The sequence below is a fragment of the Erythrobacter sp. JB2-19 genome (genome assembly GCF_057365005.1).
Genome location: NZ_CP200290.1, coordinates 377,842 through 396,078 on the forward strand (window position 1 = coordinate 377,842; position 18,237 = coordinate 396,078).

Consider the following 18,237-nt stretch of genomic DNA (forward strand, 5'->3'; position numbering starts at 1 on the left):
TTATGGTGGATGTCGTGGCCAAAGCTACCCGCAGCCGGATGATGTCGGGCATCAAGGGTAAGGACACAAAACCGGAGCTCTCACTCCGTCGAAACCTACACCGACGTGGGTTCAGGTATAGATTGCACGCAAGAAATCTGCCGGGGCGACCTGACATGGTCTTTCCTCGTCTTGGTGCTGTCTTGTTTGCAAATGGATGCTTCTGGCACGGACACGACTGTGCGCTATTCCGCTGGCCTAAGACACGGCAGGAGTTCTGGGAAGAAAAGATCAAAGGAAACCAAGCTCGCGATATGAGGAATGAGCAGTTGCTTCTTGAGGCACGCTGGCGAGTTGGAAAAGTCTGGGAATGCGCTTTGAAAGGTAAATCCAGGATCGGCATTAGCGAAGTAGTAGAACAATGCACGAGCTGGTTGGAGAGCAGCACATTGCAACTTGAACTGCGCGGTATATGAAAAAGGGGCACCTATCAGAATATTTTGACGGTGTCGGAGTAAAGGTGCTTTCGGATGTCGATGCGACAGCGAAATCGCACCAGCATGAAATCGGCACCACCAAGGCAATGCGGAGATTTCTTGGTGAAGGAAAAACCAGATTCGAAGTAAACTACATCTGGCTTGGTGGAGAACAAGAAAGCGTTACCGACCACGACTGGGCCACCCATTACAATACGAGGGAGGGTAAACCTCGTAGCGCGGAGTATCGGCTCTACTATCCATCCAATAGCGTAACCAACATGATGACGGCTGGGGACACGCTCTTCCTTGCAATGCGCAAAGATCGCTCGATCCTCTTAATTGTCGTGCCCAAGGATAGCGGTTTAACCAGCCACTTACTGTGGCTTTTCGGCATGGACGAGCAACCAGAACTCCAGTTCAGCGCACAGCAGTACGACGATAATAACGATGCTGTTCTCGATTTTGCGGCAAGGTTTGTTCTTGATGAAATTGGTATCGAATTTGAGGACCCGAACGCGAATACCCTAGACGCGATCGTTGACCGGTTTGGATCTAGTTTTCCACCTACGGCGGAATTCTCTCAGCTTGCTCGTTTGACACTGCCGGAAGTTCACGCTGAGGATGACCCTGACGCGGCCCTCTTAGCGTGGCTCGACCATGAAGAAGCGATGTTCAGACGTCTTGAAAAGAAGATTGTTGCTGAGCGTATCTTGGAAGGTTTTGTGGAGGATAGCGAGGTGGATGTGGATGCCTTCATTCGCTATTCGCTCGGGGTACAAAACCGACGAAAATCTCGGATGGGACATTCTCTTGAACATCATCTCAAAGCAGTCTTTGATGCGTGTTCGATCCGATATGATGCCCAAGTGATCACCGAGAAAGGAAAGAAGCCAGACTTCATATTTCCGGGGCGGGGCGAGTACAAAGACCCGAATTTCAACGTCAGTCTACTTACCATGCTGGCTGCGAAATCGAGCTGCAAGGACCGATGGCCACAGGTGCTACCTGAAGCGGAGCGAATTCCGCAGAAGCATCTAGTAACGCTCGAATTGGGCATTTCAGAGGCACAGACTAACACGATGGAGGCATCAAACGTGCAGTTGATCGTGCCATCAAAACTACAATCAAGTTATCTTGATTGCCAACGATCTTGGCTGTGGTCGCTACAGGACTTTGTGGGCGAAGTCTCTAGCAGACAAGGAAACTGATTGAGGATTGGGGGGCTAATTGGAGTGTAAGGCATGCGGAGCAAAACTCGATCCGCGCGACAAGTTTTGTTCGAAGTGTGGAGCGGTAACCGAGCACGGCAAAGGCACTAGCGAACTTGCTGGCCGATATGTAGCGGAACTCGTCGATGGCTTTGGAAAGCTCTTTGCCGCAGTTCTTGGCTACGTCACCAATCCTGAGAATCGAAAGAGGGTCGCAATTGGCGGAGGGATAGCCCTTGTTTTGCTCATCTCTTTTACAAGCAATCCAATCTCACGCGGTGTCTGTGGTTTGTTTTCTTCCACGCCTGATGGCCCGACTTACAACGATGATGGGACACCCAATTTCGCGGAATACGAGGACGTGTTCCTTGCGGAACAGGCATCATACGACGTCAAAGGGCAAGCAAACGTTCGTGATTTTCCAACCGGCGAGGGCACTACCGTCATAGGCACCCTTGTTGAGGGCGAAACGGTCGAAGCCCAGGAGGTGATGGCATTTGACCCGCTGTCTAGGTGGTTGAAACTGACTTCAGGCGGATATGTATGGGGCGCTAACCTATCGCCGATTGGTCCAGACCCAGAGCCTAGGTTGCCTATGTTCCCACCCAGATTTCAAGGAAGTTGGTCTACCCGCGAGTCTTGCGATCGCAATGGAGCGGATATCTTTGTCGACATCGGTCCCACTGCCATTTTCGTTCAAGGAAATCGGAGTGATCTCCTCCGCACAATCGAGGATGATAGCTCTTTCACAACCTATGTCATTCGCCCGACGGCGAACCCCGATACTGAGATGCAAATCACCATCGACTATTCAGCAAACGGACGCTGGATCATTCTCAATCACAAAGAGCCCGAAGACATAGGCGTCTGGAGTTTGCATGATCCAGAAATGCCATGTCATTTGCTCTATCGCTGATGGGGATACGAGACCGGCTTACTCTATCCCCATGCTGATAGCTTCCCGATCCCCATCCATAGCTGCACATCGGGCATCACTGCGGCGCACATTGCGATGGGGATACAGAATGACTTCAAGATCTTTCTCTACTTAATTTACGAGAAATATCTTGAAGTTGCGCGAGCCCATTATTGGTTCACGGGGCCACAATAAACTTGACCCTGACAGCCTCTATTCTCCATCCTAAGAACTCAAACCACATGGAATAGGGGCATCCATGGATATTCTCTTAAAACGCGAACAGAATCGAAATTGGCGAGGACGGGTTGTCTTCCGGCTTTGGGCGAAGGCTGAGATGTCTGATGACGAGCGAGCTTTGATTGATCGCTATGATATGGGCGACTCATGCCTGATTGCAGCTGACGACTTTGACCATCTCAAAGGTGCAATGGTCATTGGTTTCGTAGCGTTTCTGACTGGGGGTCTCTTTGGAGCCTTTGCATCAGACGAAGTCTTGGGTGGCCTTGCCTTTGGCCTGATAACTGGTGTTGGCGCGGGCTATTGGTGGCTTAACGAAAAGCGCGAGACCATCTGGATGCGCGATCTGCTTTATGGCCGCAGGTTCAAATGCGATAGCATCATCGAATTGGCCCAGAAGGAAGCGATGCTCGACAACGCGTGCATTGCGCTTCGCCAAGTGGTTGAGACAGCGAAGCATTGGGACGGGGTCGAGACCCGGCCCGTGCCGGTCTTGCCGCCAGAAGAGGCCAAGGAAGTGGTCTTAAGGCTCGGCTGACATGGCTTCAGACATTGGCGCCAAGCTCCACAGTTTCTTGCATGGGTTGATCAGACCCAGCGAGAAGGATCTTGTTCGTCGCCAATGGGAAGAGGTCGCCCGTCAGTTTGAAGCACATGACCTGCGAACAATCCAAGAGCGTGAGCGGCTAATTGCGTCTATTGCGACCGAAGTGCGCTTTGAGCTGTTTGCCGATGCGCCGATGAACGATCAGGATGGTGTCATCCTAAACCTCGTTTTGCAGCTCTTCGACTACGACCAGCTCTTTGTGCTGCCAGAGGTTGATTGGGAGCGAGAGCGCACGATCGCTGAGCTATGGGAAATCCGCGAGGAGCTGACCCGCCAACAGAAATTGCTCGACGACTTCGATCGCCATGTTGAACTGATCCAATTGTCGACAGCAGCGATGCTCCGACCCGTCTACGAGGCGTGCCCCGCACTGCTTGACGAAGCCGATCCATCAGACGGTATCTCGGTTCCTACAGACCTGCTACGAAGCTTAGGAGACACTGGCGAAGTCACCGAGCAGGTGTTTGGTGTCAGCTTCGCGCAAGAGCTCGTTGAGACCGATCTGCTCACCAATTTGCGCCGACGGTTGGACTACAATCTGATCGCGGCTTCAGGTGGCAACCCCGCCGATCCGTCGAGCTTCAAGCGGGCTCCAAAGATGCCCAGCCAGTTCGATGCGAAGACCCCGGAGGTGATGCTCGAGACCTATCTAGGTGGCACACCGCTTGCCGCGCTGTTCGATCAGGAACTGACCTTCACTATTCCCACAAAGTCGCGCTTTGAACACCAGCACATTGTCGCGGGCTCAGGCCACGGCAAGACGCAGACGCTGCAATATCTGATTGCGCAAGACCTGGCCGCGATGGAAGATGAGAAGCGCACGGTCATTGTGCTCGATAGCCAGGGCGATCTCATCAACAACATTGCCAAGCTTGATGTCTTTGGTCGTGGCGGCGCTCTTCACGATCGGCTTGTTCTTATTGATCCGACTGACGTTGAGTATCCCGTCTCGCTTAATCTCTTCGATGTCGGCCAGAAGCGGCTTGATGGCTATGCGCCTCTTGAACGTGAGCGTTTGACCAACTCAATTCTTGAGCTCTACGATTTTGTGCTTGGCACGCTGCTCGATGCGCAGATGACGCAAAAGCAGAATGTGATCTTTCGCTATGTCACACGGCTTATGCTGCATATCCCCGATGCGACGATCCACACGCTGCGCGAGTTGATGGAGCACGGCAGCGAGGTGAAGTTCGCCGAGCATATCGCCAAGCTTGAAGGAACGGCCAAGCACTTCTTCGAAACCGAATTTGCCTCTCGCGAATTCGAGCAGACCAAGAAGCAGGTCTTGCGCCGCCTTTGGGGCATCCTCGAAAACCAGACATTCGAGCGGATGTTCTCACATCCACGCTCCAAGCTCGATCTCTTCACCGAGATGAACGCTGGCAAGGTCATCCTGATCAACACCGCGAAGGACTTGCTCAAAGAGCAAGGCACCGAAATCTTCGGGCGGTTCTTCATCGCTATGATTGCGCAGGCTGCCCAAGAGCGCGCCACGCTGCATGGATCAGAGCGCGTACCGACGATGGTCTATATCGATGAAGCGCAAGACTACTTCGATCGCAATATCGGCCTGATCCTGGCTCAGGCGCGCAAATACAATGTCGGCATGGTGCTTGCCCATCAGTATCTTGGGCAGCTTGAGCCCAAGCTTCAGGAAGCCTTTGCCGCCAACACCGCGATCAAATTTGCGGGCGGCGTGTCAGCCAAGGACGCGCGTTCGCTTGCGCCGATGCTCTACACCGATCCGGCCTTCATTGAGGCGCAGGGTAAAGGCAGCTTCGCTGCGTATATTCGTGGAGTCACAAAGCACGCTGTGCCGCTTTCATTCCCGTTCGGCCATTTGGAAGACTTACCGATCATGGCATCGCAGGACCGCGTTACGCAGCGTGATGTCATGCGCGAGCGGTATGCGGTGCATCACTCCCAAATTGGCGAAGGTGGGACCGAAAATGATGCGCCGGAGGGCGATGTAGGCGATGAGCTAGGCGGTGATGATCCAAAGCCCGACAAACCCAAGCCAAGCGGCCCAAAACCCAAGGGGCCATCAGGTTCTAGGCCTCAAGCGGAAGGGGTGACACAGTCGGATGATAAAAAGCCGACAAAACCTAGCAAGAATGGACGCGGACATATCGATCACACACCGAGTGATGAGTGGTAATTATTGTCGCTGACCTTAGTGGCCCAACCCTGATCTTGGCGAAACACTTCTGAATTTGCTGCACGGTTACAGGCCAGCACTATATGCATAAAGACGTGGGCCTCCGAAGTTCCAAGAGGACCACGCCATGTCACCAAAACCGAAATTCGACGCGTTGGGGCGGCGTTCCCGCACTAGGCCAACGGCAACCGGCAAGCGCATAACACCGCAATCGCGCGATCTGCTGTGGTTCGAGAAACTCGCTGAGCATGGACCTTTGCCGTCTTCGTTTCTGTTCGCGTTCGCCAAAGACTCACATCGATCTGAGAAACGAGCGAAAGAGCGTTTGACCGACCTCTTCAATGAGGATCGCACGCCGCATAAGGGCACCTATCTCACGCGTCCGATGCAGCAGTTCGACACTCTCGATGCGCGCTACAATCAACTGGTTTATGATCTCTCGCAAGCGTCAGCTGCAGCCTTGCGAAAGAGCGGCAGTACAATCCGTCCGGCGCGCTCAGGACCTTGGCAGCATAGCCTGATGGTGAGCTGCATCACCGCCTCGATCGAGCTTGTGTGCAACGAGCGCGACGACATCAATTACATCCCACAATCAAAGATATTGCAGCGTGCTGAAGCATCTCTGCGATGGCCGACCAAAATCTGCGATCCTGACAGCGGCGCAACTTATGAGAAAGATTTGATCCCGGATGCCGTGTTCGGGCTCGAATACCTAACGCCGACTGGAAAGCGCTACCGCTTCTATGCTCTTGAGGCTGATCGCGCGACCGAACCGCTGCGTTCCGCCGAAATACACCGCAAGAGCTTCCTTCGTCATCTCTTGCAGTATGAAGACTACATCGAAGGTGGCGGATATCGGGAACATCTCGACTTAACCGCGCCGGTGATGGTGCTCAACGTCACTACCAGCGAGGAACGGGTTCAGCGAATGCTCGGTCTGACGAAAGAACTGTTCCCGGCGGGGAACTCTTACCAGCTGTTTCAATGTTGGGATGCTTTTGGGGCGGTATTTGAACCACCGAGGCCTAACCCCTCATTGATCGAGGATGCTTGGCGAAAGGTGGTTGCGGAATTGGTAAGTGGTGAGCCTACGCCGCCCATGATCGCGAGCGCTTTGATCATTGGAAGCAGTTGAGTGCGCTAGTCAGTCGGCGTGCAGCCTGCAATTTCGGTCAATTGGCTCACAGTTGGATTGCTCCTGACCAGTCGATGAACTTGGCTCATCGTCACACGAGAAGTGCCACAGCTTATCGTCCCGCTTGTCAAAACTGCACCCGTGTCTTTGGCAGTGAGTTGATATGTGATGATCGAGCCACCAGTCAGTCTAAGTGGATTAAGCCCGATATATGTTCCAATGTTCTTTGTCAGAACACTTGTCCCGCCTGTCTTGTTTACAGACACTCGGAGGATTGAATTGCTTGCCGATATCATCCTCAATGCACGAACTGCCGACATGAATTTCACAGACCCATTGGCATCGGGCTTAAGCCAGATTTCTGAAAATGTCTGGTATTCAGTCAATGTAGCTCTCAATTGCGCTAGCCTCGCCTTTTCTGAGGCAGTTTGGCCATCTCCTTTGGAGGTCAACGCTACTTCTTCGAGTTTGGCTTGAGCCCTTACATCCTCAAGCTCGTTCAGAGTATCAATCAGCGGGCTTTCTGCCGACTCAACTCCAGCGACGGCATTAGGTCTGACCGCGCAGTCGGAAAGTTGCCCTGCAACGGCTCGAGCGAGCATCTCGTCATCTACACCGGTGGCACTGATTGATTGGAATTCGCGATCTGCCCGAAGCATTCCAAAAAGCGCGTTCGCAGCTGCAACACCGCCACTTACAGAGGACGGCTCGATCCAGCCAAACGCCGGTTGCGTTGGAGATAGGCCCAAGGCAGCGAACGACAACTGCAGAGAGCGCATGGTCAACTCCAATGAACCTGCGTCACTCAGCAGGAGCGCTTCATTCCCGGCAAGCACCAAGATCTTCCCGCTTGTCGAGGAGCAATTTTTACCGACACGATTCTTTATCGTGTTTGCAGCAACTCGCATAGTAATTGAGGCGAGCATGGACACTTCCATTTCACCCGCGCCTTCACCAACAGTCGTGTTACCCTCGAAAGAGGGTAAGCCTAGGGAGCCTATCGCTTTCCGTTCCGCATCGCGAAGGTTTTCACGTGCGTTAAAGGCATTGAGACGGGCCTCATCGAGTTCTTGTTGAAGCTTAAGTGCATCTATCTGTTCTTGCTCGGGAGAAGTTTCTTCATCTTGCCCATCTTGGGCAAAAGCAGGACTGGCGACTGCCAAAGCAAGCACAGCCGAAAAAATGAATTTAGACGAGATATAAGTAAACTTCATGATTAGCCCCCATGAGTTTTAGCTAATGAAGATTCTTCCCCAGATCTAGTATTTTCTCGGATCTTCTTAAAATAAATATGTAGGGGATTTTTTCAAGCCTAAACTCGAAGAGAGGTTTCCAAATGAATTAGGTAGCCAAAGAAGTTTTCTGATTTTGTCTATTTTGATTCTCGTCATTTGACTCGAACGTTAGACTGACCTCCAAATTGCTGGATATAAACAGGGCCAAGTATGTAGCTTGGCCCATGTTGCTGATCGTCCGAAGTCAATATTCGGTTGCCAGCATTATTGTGAGAACGCGTTTGGTGACGTCCGAATCCGAAAGATCTTCGCTTCCCGAAATCGTATCAGGGGCGTAGTAATCGATCTTCCAGAAGACCCCTTGCCCGCCATGATCGAATGCACCGAAGTCGTGTTCGCCGTGTGGGTCATTATCTTGATCAAACTGGTCGAAACCGGTCACCTTTGCGGCAACCGCTTTCATACCTTCATCGCCAAGCTCTTTGATGCCTCGTGTGATGAAGATGTCGCCGCCAATCCCAGACCGGCGAAACCGGTCATTGAGACGCCGGATACGCGCCGTCTTCTCTTTGTCCATGATGTGTTCTCCTGCAAAATCCGGCAACACACGATTGCAGCCGGAGCCGTGCAGAAAAGCTGAGCGGCCACGATGCCATGGCCGCGCCCTCGTTTGCTTGATGGAAAACACCAAGGGCGCTGCCCTTTCGTTTTCCAAAGCATGAAATGCATGGGGCCGTGACTCGCCCTCCTATCGTCGGGCTGCGTCCGCACCACCCCCAAAGGCATTTCACGCTTTCCTTTCTCCATCCCGTTCTCGCCGAAGGGCAGGGCCGATGGTTGCATCGGCCCAATTTGATTGAAGCAGCGCCTCTTTGCGCTGCCTCGTTTTGAAGAACTGAAGAACTACATTTGCCTTGCCAAGAGCATTGGCCCGCCGCGAACGGCCTGGTGAGCCAACGCTAAAGCCTCGAACAAAACCATATGATGCGGCTCATTGTCGCAATACTCTCGGTGAGGCACCTTATCGGCCAACTCAGGGAATAGGCTTACGAGATGGCTTGCTTCGGCCTCTCGCGTGCGAAACTCGTTTTTACGCTTGAGGGGTAAGAATTGAGCGTTCGCTTTTTCAGCCTCATCGCGGATCACCTGAAGCAGGGCTTTAGCCTTCGCACCTTTTCGTCCTGCGGTTTCGAGTTTCTCCATGACGATTACATCAGGGGAGAAAACTTCGATAAACTCACGCGTGAACTCCCTAGCAGCCTCAGTGCTTTTCGCCGCCACGCATGACGTATGCCATGTCGCCAGTTGCCCGTGCTCGATCAACACGAAGCTGATCCTGCGATACCCAGCGGCAAACGCCAGATAGCTAAGACTCCGCATGGTGCTGGGTTAAGGCGGCGGTCAGCTCCCTATCCAGTCGTTTCAGCGTGTTGTCTCGATTAAAGTTGCCTTCAGCATCGTCTGTGACCTCCGGCAGATCAGGCAAGTTGCGGAAGATGGCCTCCCGTGCCGCCTGCATCAGCTCCTGGTAGAACTGCGTGAAAGAACGGTTCAAGATGATCGAAAGCCGACAAAGTTGTTCGATCGATGGCGGACGTGTACCCGTTTCGAGGGCCGCGATGTCCTTGCTGCCAAGCTCAAGTAAGATGGCTAGATCGCGCTCCGTTAGGCCAGCCTTCCGGCGCGCTGCGCACAAATCATGCGCAAATTGTGTGAACATAAGTGGATTTGATTATTCTGATAAATCCACTTTCAAGCTTAGCGTAAGCCGCGCGATCGCAATAGTGCGAGTGAGATTCCCAATCCCCATATTCGTGGCAAACCTGGTCTCGCTCGCTTTCCTATGCCCACGCATTGTGAGCAGCGCCCGCTTCTTCGGAAAGGTTGTCACCTTTCCGGTTGGCAGCTCTCACTGCGTCGGAGGTAATACACTCTTGTTCCCCTAAAGGGGAGGATATCTCCCTGGCGCTTCATAGGTCTAGTGCGCGTGCCAATTGAGCCACGTGGCTTGACTATCACCCGCACTATCGGGAGCCATTGAGTTGGCCCACCCTAAGCCACATGGACGCGATTACCCTCGGCCACGCTGATACACGTAAAGGACCACGCCTATTTGGAGTGAGTGCTCAAGACCGTCTCTCCCATCAATATATCATCGGCCAGACCGGTACGGGCAAGAGCACCATGCTCAGGAACATGGCGCTCCAAGACGCTTCAAACGGCACCGGTTTTTGTCTGATCGACCCTCACGGCGATTTGGCTGATGATCTTGCTGCCAATATCGATCAGGAGCTCATCTATTGGCGTGTTGGCGATCCTTCCTGCCCATACGGCTACAATCCGATCAGTCGGGTTCCCATGTCACTTCGTCCTTTGGTCACCTCAGGATTCATCGAAACATTGAAGAAGCAATGGCCTGACCGATGGGGCCCGCGCATGGAGCATCTCTTGAGGCAAGCGGTCCTAGCTCTGCTGGATCAGCCCTCTTCAGACATGAGCGAGATCATGCGCATTTATGTCGACAAAGACTTCCGAAGTGAAGCGGTAAGGCGCCTGATTGATCCGCAGTTGCGAGCGTTCTGGACGGTCGAGTTTCCGAGGATGAATTACCTGACCGCCAGCGACGGTGTAGCTCCAATCGCAAACAAGCTGGGCGCATTTCTTGCTAATCCTTCTGTCCGTCAATCGCTGTGCGAACCGGAGGAGCCTTTGCGCTTTCGGCGGATCATGGACGAGGGACAGATACTGCTAGTCAGTTTGGCAAAGGGTCGCGTCGGCGCTGATATCGCCAATGTCGTAGGCGGCTTGGTTATGACCAATCTGATCAATGCCGCGATGAGCCGCCACAATCTGCCGCGGCGAGAACGGCGACCGTTCTTCGTTTACGCTGACGAGTTTCATGCGTTCACTACCGCAAGCGTAGCAGACCTGCTTTCTGAGACCCGTAAGTATGCTCTGGGACTATGTGCATCGCATCAGCATCTGAGCCAAGCGGATCAAGCCGTTGTAGACGCCGTAATTGGGAACGCGGGGACTCTTGTATCGCTGCGCATTGGTGCGAAGGACGCGGGGCTGATCGCGCGCCAATTCGGAGACATCGAGCCACGCTATTTTTCGCAGCTGCCGAACTATCGAGGCTTTGCCCAACTCATGGTCGATGGGCACAAGCGCAAAGCGTTCTCGTTCTCGACGCTGCTGCCGACCACGAATTTGGGGATTGGGAATGATAGCCGCACTATCCAGCCCAGTGGCGGCGGAAGTATCATTGCCGCATGAATGAGCGAGATCACCTCGAAGAGTACTTCCAGCTTTGCAAGCGCATCTATGAGCAAATGGAGCGCGATGGCACGTGGCCTTGGAAGACGGATTCGACGAAAATCCAAGATGTGATAGATTCAGAGAATAGTTCTGATGACCTATGAAGCGTTGCTACGGCTACATTCGCGTCTCGACCGTCAGGCAAGGTGACGGCGTTTCGCTAGAGGCACAAAAGGAGGCAATCCGGGCCTTTGCTAGTCACAACGAAATCGAGATCATCGAATGGTTCGAAGAGCTCGAAACAGCGGCAAAAACTGGCCGTCCCGTCTTCAACCGTATGATCACCAACCTCAGAAAGCGGCAAGCCGAGGGATTGGTGGTTCACAAGATCGATCGGTTTGCTCGAAACCTAACAGATTACAGCCGGGTGGCTGAGCTGATGGACCGGGGAATCTCGATCTTTACAGCAATCGAAAGTCTTGATTTCCAATCGCGAGGCGGACGGCTCGCCGCCGATGTGCAGGCCGTGGTAGCTGCTGACTTCATCCGCAATCAACGCCAGGAGACCATCAAAGGCCTTTATGGGCGTCTGGCGCAGGGCATCTACCCGTTCAAAGCGCCAATCGGTTATCTCGATAATGGTGCAGGCAAACACAAGACACCTGATCCTGAGCGCGCACCTCTTATCCGAGAAGCCTTCGAACTCTATGCGAGTGGCGATTACTCACAGTTGGCTCTTCTCGATGCCATGAGAAAACGCGGCCTGACTGGAGGACGAGGCGCACCGATCTCGTCGAGCACGCTGGAAGCGATGCTAGCCAATCCATTCTACGCGGGCATCATCGAGATCAAACGCAATGGGCGGACGTTTCAAGGCGGGCATCAACCCCTCATTTCGCTTGCCACATTTGAGAGAGTGCAGGCGGTGAAAGCCGGCAAAGCGCTCAAGAAGACGACTGTCCACCAATACACCTATCGGCGGCTCTTTCGGTGCCGTCATTGCGATGGTGCAATGACGCCTGAGCGACAAAAAGGCACAGTATACTATCGTTGCCATACAACCGGGTGCGCCACAAAAAGCATCCGCGAAAATGATCTAGAAGACTGTCTCCATCAAAGCCTTAAGAAGGCCGCACTTTCTGACGAGCAAATCAAACGGCTTATGGCTTTGCTGCGAAGCTGGATGCGAGAACGTCAGAAGCAAATTAAGCAAGAAGCAATTCCGCTCAAGCTAAGCCAGCTCGCCGAGAAACGCGAAAGGCTAACCGATGCATTGATTGATCGATTGATCACACGAGATGTCTTTGAGAAGCGCAACGCAGCGCTGCTATTCGAGGAACAACGATTGCGGGAGCGAGAAGCCCATCTGAACATCTCCAAGCAACCGGACCCAAAGAGAGCTCGAAAATTCTTCGAACTCGTAAAAAACCTTGCAGATATCTATATTTCAACTTCGCCAGCCCACCGCAGGGAATTGGTCGAGATCGCGACTTCGAACCGTTGGGTGGATGGGAAAAACGCATACGCTGAGCCGTCAAGTTGGCTCCGAAAGCTAGGACAAGTGGACCTTGTCCTGAATGGTGGACATTATAGGGGTACAGCTCGAACCTGCAGGGCTAGCGAAAACGATATTTTTGAGCTGTTTTGTTCAGAGAGGTTTTCAGAGATTTTGAGCATTGCTCATGGCACAGACACAAATGCGACCTCGTCGTAAGACAAGGTCGCAAGGTAACTTCTGGGTAATGAGTCACGTTAGGAGCGTGGTTCGACGACCCAAAGCTGGGCTCCTTCTTCACCTGACGCCATGCGGTAGTGCACACCGGCAACAGGCTCTGCTAGAGTCCGATTCACAAGCGAGACTGCGTTGAAGTAGCGAAACTTTGTTGGATCGTTTCTTCTTTCAAACAAACGCTGAAGGTCGTCCTGAGTTGCTCCTCCAGGTGCTCTTTCACGGACTTCTTTCATGAGGCCTGGTGTCAGGACAGCAGGCTTAACGAAGACACCCTTAAGTCTCTTAAAATTTCTCCCATCAATATGCCCCAGTGGTTGAGGCCCAGACTCAAAATCGATTGAAACTTTCAGACGCTCGTCCTCCTGCAAGACGCCGACCGCCTTCCCCCACTCTTGAAGCTCTTGAGTCAATTCACGCTTCTTCGCCTGGAGTAACTGCATTCTATCCATTGGAACATCCTTCCTGAGTCGGCTAACACCAACCCGGTGTGAGTTGGTGAGCTCCTGGCTCAGAAAACTAATATGATTCAATCACATATGATCTCTCTGTCAATCTCACGTCAGACATACTGTCCGGTAAGATGCGAACATGCGAGAACCAGAAAATGACCCGAATGAAGCTTACTTTGAGGTTTGTAAGCGTATTTACAAGCAGATGGAGCGCGACGACTCCTGGCCCTGGGAAGACCAAGGAAGTAAACAGGATTTGAACTGATCGAGCCCTATTTTGAGCCACATTCTAATTGGCTTCCGAAAGTCATCAAAAGTTCGAATTTCCTGCAGCAAAAGAGCCTGCAAATGCAGGCTCTTTTGCGGACTTTTCGATATGTCCTGAATGGTGGACATTATAGGGGTACAGCTCGAACCTGTGGGGCTAACTTGAACGATATTTTTGAGCTGTTTTGTTCAGAGCAGGTTTCGAAGTTTGAGAGAATGTCTCGGCAGCGCAGCAACTCCGAATCTTAGGCACCCGAATAGCTTTCCCCTTGAGGGATGTACCGGTAGGGATGCTGCAAAACTTAGAAAGGGGATTCTGGAAGAAGCGTTTCGTCAACGGCCAAAAAATGTGCTGACCTCATGATCTGAGGCCAGCACCAGGATTCGAATTCTATTTCAACCATCGCACCAATGCTCTGATTGCTCGTATTGCGTTCAGAGCAGCAGATCGCATACCACGGACTGAGAGATCACCCAAGGTAACATGAAGCCAATTTAGACCGGTACCGACCATTTTCATGGCCTTTCCGATCCATCCCAGCAGGTGCCAGGCAAAAACGACATAGCCTAATGCCAAGATCGTATTTGCGATCAACAGAACCACCATCATCGCCGGGCTGTTGGCGATGTAAGGTGGGAAGAAGATCAGGGCCCTCGTTGTTACTTCCAGATAGTGGCACGTAGCACCAAAGGGTGCTATGATGGCGGTGAGGGGGTTTGGTTCGCCATAGTGTTTCTCCAGAAATTCTCATGAACTATTCCTTTCTCGAAGCCGTTTACGCGACCGACATCGCGCAACTGGCGATCATACCCTTCGGACGGCAAGCGCCAGCTTGCAGTTCGAAGGGTTTTTATGTCGAATTGATCATTGCACAGCCTCCTGGCTATGCTCGCCCCTCCCCGCGAGCGCTGTGGGAGAATGGGCACCGGAGAATGGAGGATCATCTCCGACCGGTATGTCGTCCTGCGACACCTAGGAAGCTTTTCCATGCTATCCACATGGTCTGATTCCCTGAGCCTATTGTGCATTACCGCGACTGTAAGTAAATGCGTCGAATCGTTTTTCTGGCGTTTGCCAGACATTTGACACTAGCGCCCCTGAATCCCCTCCGTTAGTGTCCTTTTGACACTGAGGGTGACGGTGAAGGGGCAACATGTCGCTACGTAAGACGAGAAAGATCAACAAATTTGTAGAAGTGTCTCCAGAACGGAGACTAAGTCCCAACTCCGTAAGGCGGTTGCTCTTCCAATTTATCGAAGACGTTTTTGAGAAGGACTGCGTCCCCGCTGCTGCTGCCTTGTCCGAAGCCCCCAGGGAGCCCGGACATGTCCGGTATTATCAGAAGCGATTCTCAAACGAAGCTCTTTACAATTTGACGCGCGACGAGAGGCTACCCAGCTATACAGTCCTCGATGCATTTGCGCGTTATCACAAAGTGCCAATTTCTCTGGTTCTGATGTTTACCCGTGTGCATTCAGAACTGGACGACCCGACCAGACGTAAGAAGGGGCATCATCTCACAACGATTAATGCGTTCAAGGAGGCCTTGGCGGCTCTCGAGCAGGCAGCGATCAACTCTGATCCAGATGCTGAAGCGCACGAGGAATTCAGCTACGCTCTATTTGCGCAGATCGCTGAGATTTACCGAAATCAAGATGACGACAATCATCTGCCTTTTTGAGGACAATCTTCCAGTGACGTTCTGTTTTACTGAATCGGTGATACCAACTGCTCAAGATTGTCATTAAGTTGATGAATTGGGGGTTCATCGCCTTGCTTGGCGCGCCTTCACCCTACGCGCCAAAGCCGCCAGTGCGCGCGCAAAAAAGCATCCTTCGGATGCTAGGTTTTCAGCCATTCTGTCGATTTCTTCGATAGGTATGCTACCCTCCGCCATTGCATGCGTCAGGTCGTTTCTATCATTCTTCCATTGTTCCAATGCATTGAAATCAATCTGCTTATCGATCTCGGGAATGTTAGACGCTCGACTTCTCAACTCGCCAAGTTTGGGGCCGAGCATCTTGATGGGATTCCCGTTTGGCCGCAGGTCTCCGCCTGTTGATCTGAGTAATGATCGTAGTCGGTCTTCTACAACCGCATATGCATACCAGGATGATTCCAAATTGCTCCCTGCCGCCTTGGCTGCATCCATGCGTTCTATAAAGATTTGGTAGAGCTCGTGTTTATTTGCCATGTTCACCCCTTCAAGAAATCAGTCCACATTTCCATGAGTGCCCGACGCTTCTCGAGCCGGTCGGAGCGCTGATAGGCACCAACTACGCCTGTATCGACTTGGTGCCCAAGCGCAGCCTCTTTGACTTCGAATGCAGTTTCGGTTCGTTCCTCAGCCCAAGTGCGAAATGTCGTGCGAAAGCCGTGTGGCCGAGCGTCATATCCCTCACGTTTCATGAAGGTAGACATGGCCATATCGGAAATCGGCCTGCTGCGTAGCGCGGGAAACAGAAAGTCGTTTGGTGACCGTTCCCTTGCGATGTCGACAATCGCCAGTGCCTCATCCGTGAGAGGAACGCGATGTTCACGCCCAGTCTTTGTACGCTCGGGTGTGAGCGTCCAGACACCATCTTCGATCTCCTCAAAGGTGGCGAGGCGAACTTCGCTTGTTCTGGCAGCCGTTAGGATCAAGAAGCGCAGGGCCAGGGCGGCGGTGTGATCTTGGCTGCAAAGCCAACGATAGAATGTCGGCGCATCAGCGTAAGGCATCGCCGGTATGTGCTCGGTCTTGTGTCTCTGCTTACCGAGGAGCGCTCTGGCTTTCATCGTTGCCTGGAGGTCGACCTCGAGGCCCAGCGCAGCGGCATACTTGAGTGTTTGTCCAATATGTCCGAGAGACTTGCGCGCGGTCTCTGCTTTGCTGTGCCAGAGAGGCTCCAGTGCCTTCTTGATCATGTGCTGGTCGATGTCTTCGACCGGAATGTTGCCAATCTTGGGAAGGACATGGTTTTTCAGCAGGCCGAGCCAACGATTAACTGCGTTGGCGTTCTTGAGCTCGGCTTTCTTAGCCTCGAAACAGCCTTGTGCTGCCTCAGTGAGGGTGACGACTTTTGGAACTTGGCGCTGCTTCGCGCGCTCCAAGATCGGGTCTAGGCCGTCACGAACCGCTTTGCGGGCTTCAGCAGCCCGCTCACGCGCTTCTGCGATCGAAACATCTGGCCAAGGGCCCAACCCCATCTCACGGCGCTTCCCACGAATGACGAGGCGGACAATCCACTTGCCCGCGCCTTTTGATCGCTTGATCAACCAGAGGCCTTGGCCATCAGCATATTTGCCTGTATCAAGGTTCCTCGCCCGCATCTGAGTAAGTGCGTTTACCTTCACAGCCCACCTTTTGGCATTTTGGGACTCGAACAACAGAGCCTACCCAATAGCCCACCTTTTGACACGAGAAACTGTGAAAATCAATGTTCAACTATGTTGGGGTCATGCTTTGTATATCATTGTGAAATAACAAGAAAAAATGCCAGTATGTTCAGCTATGTGAGCATCGCTGTGAGTCCTCTTCTGGCACCATTTGTTCTTTCCTTGTTCTCCCAAATAATCTATAAAAACTGCAGAAATCCAAGGGATTCCGCCCTTGGGTCGTCTCGGAATGTTCCGCCCAACCTCGGCCGTTCCAGACACTTTTGCGGGTCTTTTGGAGTCTTTTCGCAAAAGCCCATATTTGAAAGGCCCCCACATGTCTTTGACCATTACCCGACTCAAATCACTGAAGCCCAAAGCCAGGCCATATGAGGTCAATGATGGGCGCGGATTGTACATCGAGATCACACCATCCGGCGGCAAGCTTTGTCGTTTTCGATACCGTTTGCCTGTTCAAGGCGCGTGAATTGCAAGGTCACACTGCTGGCATTCCGCCTGTGTGTCCGGACACAAAGTTAGCTTCGCCTGCACCGAGCAGGTCTTGGGGCCTGTGCTCGCACTATGGGTAAGACACAACGAGATAGCAGACAGTTTCTGCAGCGGATGCATTAGTGATGCAATGCCGACGGTCTGCTGGGTAGTGCGCAGTATCCCCGCTTTTCAAACCCGTCGGCGGTTCGTTGCTGACGCGCAGGTCCACTTCCCCCTTCGCCACAGTGAGTATTTCTCTCGTCCCGGCAAAATGCGCATCGCTGTCCAGTTCTCCACCGGGGGCAAAGGTCAACTCATAAAGCTCGATATTCTTTTCCATATGCAGCGGAGAAAGCGTGCGTAGGCGGCAGCCATTCTTCTCACTGAAGATCGCCTGCTCGTCATCTGCATCCACGATCTCGATCAACGAAGGGCGCGTCTCGGCTTCGATCAGATGAACGATGGACAGGCCAAAGGCTTCGGCGATGCGTGCCGCCACAGCCAGAGTGGGATTAGCCTTGCCACGCTCGATTTGCGAGAGCATCGACCGGCTGACACCGGAACGCTCTGCGAGCTGATCCAGGGTGATCTTATGCGTCCGGCGCATCACTGCGACACGGTCGCCAAATTCTTTGCTGATCGCGTTTTCCGACATAATGGAATCACTCTTGTATAAGATAATTATGTTATTATAGCGACGCAATTCTCTTATGGTGAAGGAGCG

17 protein-coding genes are annotated in these 18,237 nt (G+C 52.7%); 9 read left to right on the plus strand and 8 right to left on the minus strand.

What is annotated here, in order from left to right; genetic code table 11:
• The first annotated feature begins 2 nt into the window (after positions 1-2).
• The 6 genes from AC0V6O_RS01885 (at position 3) to AC0V6O_RS01910 (ending at position 6,722) form a co-directional block, all read left to right on the plus strand.
• Complete coding sequence (locus AC0V6O_RS01885; RefSeq protein WP_486141251.1) at positions 3-455, plus strand: very short patch repair endonuclease; 453 nt, start codon at positions 3-5, stop codon at positions 453-455.
• Positions 452-1,666, plus strand: a complete 1,215-nt coding sequence (locus AC0V6O_RS01890; RefSeq protein ID WP_486141252.1) for a type II restriction endonuclease — start codon at positions 452-454, stop codon at positions 1,664-1,666. Before AC0V6O_RS01885 ends, AC0V6O_RS01890 begins: the two co-directional genes overlap by 4 nt.
• A 19-nt stretch (positions 1,667-1,685) precedes the next feature.
• The gene (locus tag AC0V6O_RS01895; RefSeq protein WP_486141253.1) at positions 1,686-2,582 is read left to right on the plus strand and encodes a zinc ribbon domain-containing protein; all 897 of its coding nucleotides are present in this window, start codon (positions 1,686-1,688) and stop codon (positions 2,580-2,582) included.
• Positions 2,583-2,841: 259 nt separating this feature from the next.
• On the plus strand, positions 2,842-3,360 hold the full coding sequence (locus tag AC0V6O_RS01900; RefSeq protein ID WP_486141254.1) for a hypothetical protein: 519 nt from the start codon (positions 2,842-2,844) through the stop codon (positions 3,358-3,360).
• Position 3,361: 1 nt separating this feature from the next.
• Positions 3,362-5,587: a type IV secretory system conjugative DNA transfer family protein gene (locus AC0V6O_RS01905; RefSeq protein ID WP_486141255.1), complete on the plus strand. Its 2,226-nt coding sequence runs from the start codon at positions 3,362-3,364 to the stop codon at positions 5,585-5,587.
• Between the two features lie 127 nt (positions 5,588-5,714).
• Complete coding sequence (locus AC0V6O_RS01910) at positions 5,715-6,722, plus strand: replication-relaxation family protein (protein ID WP_486141256.1); 1,008 nt, start codon at positions 5,715-5,717, stop codon at positions 6,720-6,722.
• Between the two features lie 5 nt (positions 6,723-6,727).
• Here AC0V6O_RS01910 and AC0V6O_RS01915 read toward each other — a convergent pair whose 3' ends face one another.
• From AC0V6O_RS01915 to AC0V6O_RS01930, 4 genes are all read right to left on the minus strand, one after another.
• A complete protein-coding gene (locus AC0V6O_RS01915; protein ID WP_486141257.1) occupies positions 6,728-7,936 on the minus strand; it encodes a hypothetical protein in 1,209 nt (402 codons plus the stop codon).
• A 265-nt stretch (positions 7,937-8,201) separates the two neighbouring features.
• On the minus strand, positions 8,202-8,534 hold the full coding sequence (locus AC0V6O_RS01920) for a DUF3768 domain-containing protein (RefSeq protein WP_486141258.1): 333 nt from the start codon (positions 8,532-8,534) through the stop codon (positions 8,202-8,204).
• Between the two features lie 326 nt (positions 8,535-8,860).
• Complete coding sequence (locus tag AC0V6O_RS01925; RefSeq protein WP_486141259.1) at positions 8,861-9,337, minus strand: hypothetical protein; 477 nt, start codon at positions 9,335-9,337, stop codon at positions 8,861-8,863.
• Positions 9,324-9,677 (minus strand): helix-turn-helix transcriptional regulator, encoded by a 354-nt coding sequence (locus tag AC0V6O_RS01930; RefSeq protein WP_486141260.1) that lies wholly within the window; start codon positions 9,675-9,677, stop codon positions 9,324-9,326. The genes AC0V6O_RS01925 and AC0V6O_RS01930 overlap by 14 nt, the downstream gene beginning before the upstream one ends.
• Positions 9,678-10,018: 341 nt before the next feature.
• On the opposite strand from AC0V6O_RS01930, the gene AC0V6O_RS01935 reads away from it, so the two are divergent.
• Both AC0V6O_RS01935 and AC0V6O_RS01940 read left to right on the plus strand, forming a co-directional pair.
• Complete coding sequence (locus AC0V6O_RS01935) at positions 10,019-11,233, plus strand: type IV secretory system conjugative DNA transfer family protein (protein ID WP_486141261.1); 1,215 nt, start codon at positions 10,019-10,021, stop codon at positions 11,231-11,233.
• Between the two features lie 142 nt (positions 11,234-11,375).
• Entirely contained in the window at positions 11,376-12,929 is a 1,554-nt protein-coding gene (locus AC0V6O_RS01940; protein WP_486141262.1) for a recombinase family protein, read from the plus strand.
• Positions 12,930-12,967: 38 nt separating this feature from the next.
• On the opposite strand, the gene AC0V6O_RS01945 is transcribed toward AC0V6O_RS01940, so the two are convergent.
• Positions 12,968-13,396, minus strand: a complete 429-nt coding sequence (locus AC0V6O_RS01945; protein WP_486141263.1) for a thioredoxin domain-containing protein — start codon at positions 13,394-13,396, stop codon at positions 12,968-12,970.
• Positions 13,397-14,817: 1,421 nt separating this feature from the next.
• Here AC0V6O_RS01945 and AC0V6O_RS01950 point away from each other — a divergent pair.
• Entirely contained in the window at positions 14,818-15,345 is a 528-nt protein-coding gene (locus tag AC0V6O_RS01950) for a hypothetical protein (RefSeq protein WP_486141264.1), read from the plus strand.
• 84 nt (positions 15,346-15,429) lie between these two features.
• Here AC0V6O_RS01950 and AC0V6O_RS01955 read toward each other — a convergent pair whose 3' ends face one another.
• The 3 genes from AC0V6O_RS01955 to AC0V6O_RS01965 all read right to left on the minus strand — a co-directional run bounded on the left by AC0V6O_RS01955 (position 15,430) and on the right by AC0V6O_RS01965 (position 18,168).
• Complete coding sequence (locus tag AC0V6O_RS01955) at positions 15,430-15,858, minus strand: hypothetical protein (protein ID WP_486141265.1); 429 nt, start codon at positions 15,856-15,858, stop codon at positions 15,430-15,432.
• A gap of 2 nt (positions 15,859-15,860) precedes the next feature.
• Positions 15,861-17,000, minus strand: coding sequence for a tyrosine-type recombinase/integrase (locus AC0V6O_RS01960; protein ID WP_486141266.1), 1,140 nt, complete (start codon positions 16,998-17,000; stop codon positions 15,861-15,863).
• Positions 17,001-17,601: 601 nt separating this feature from the next.
• Positions 17,602-18,168 (minus strand): helix-turn-helix domain-containing protein, encoded by a 567-nt coding sequence (locus AC0V6O_RS01965; RefSeq protein ID WP_486141267.1) that lies wholly within the window; start codon positions 18,166-18,168, stop codon positions 17,602-17,604.
• Positions 18,169-18,237 lie beyond the last annotated feature (69 nt).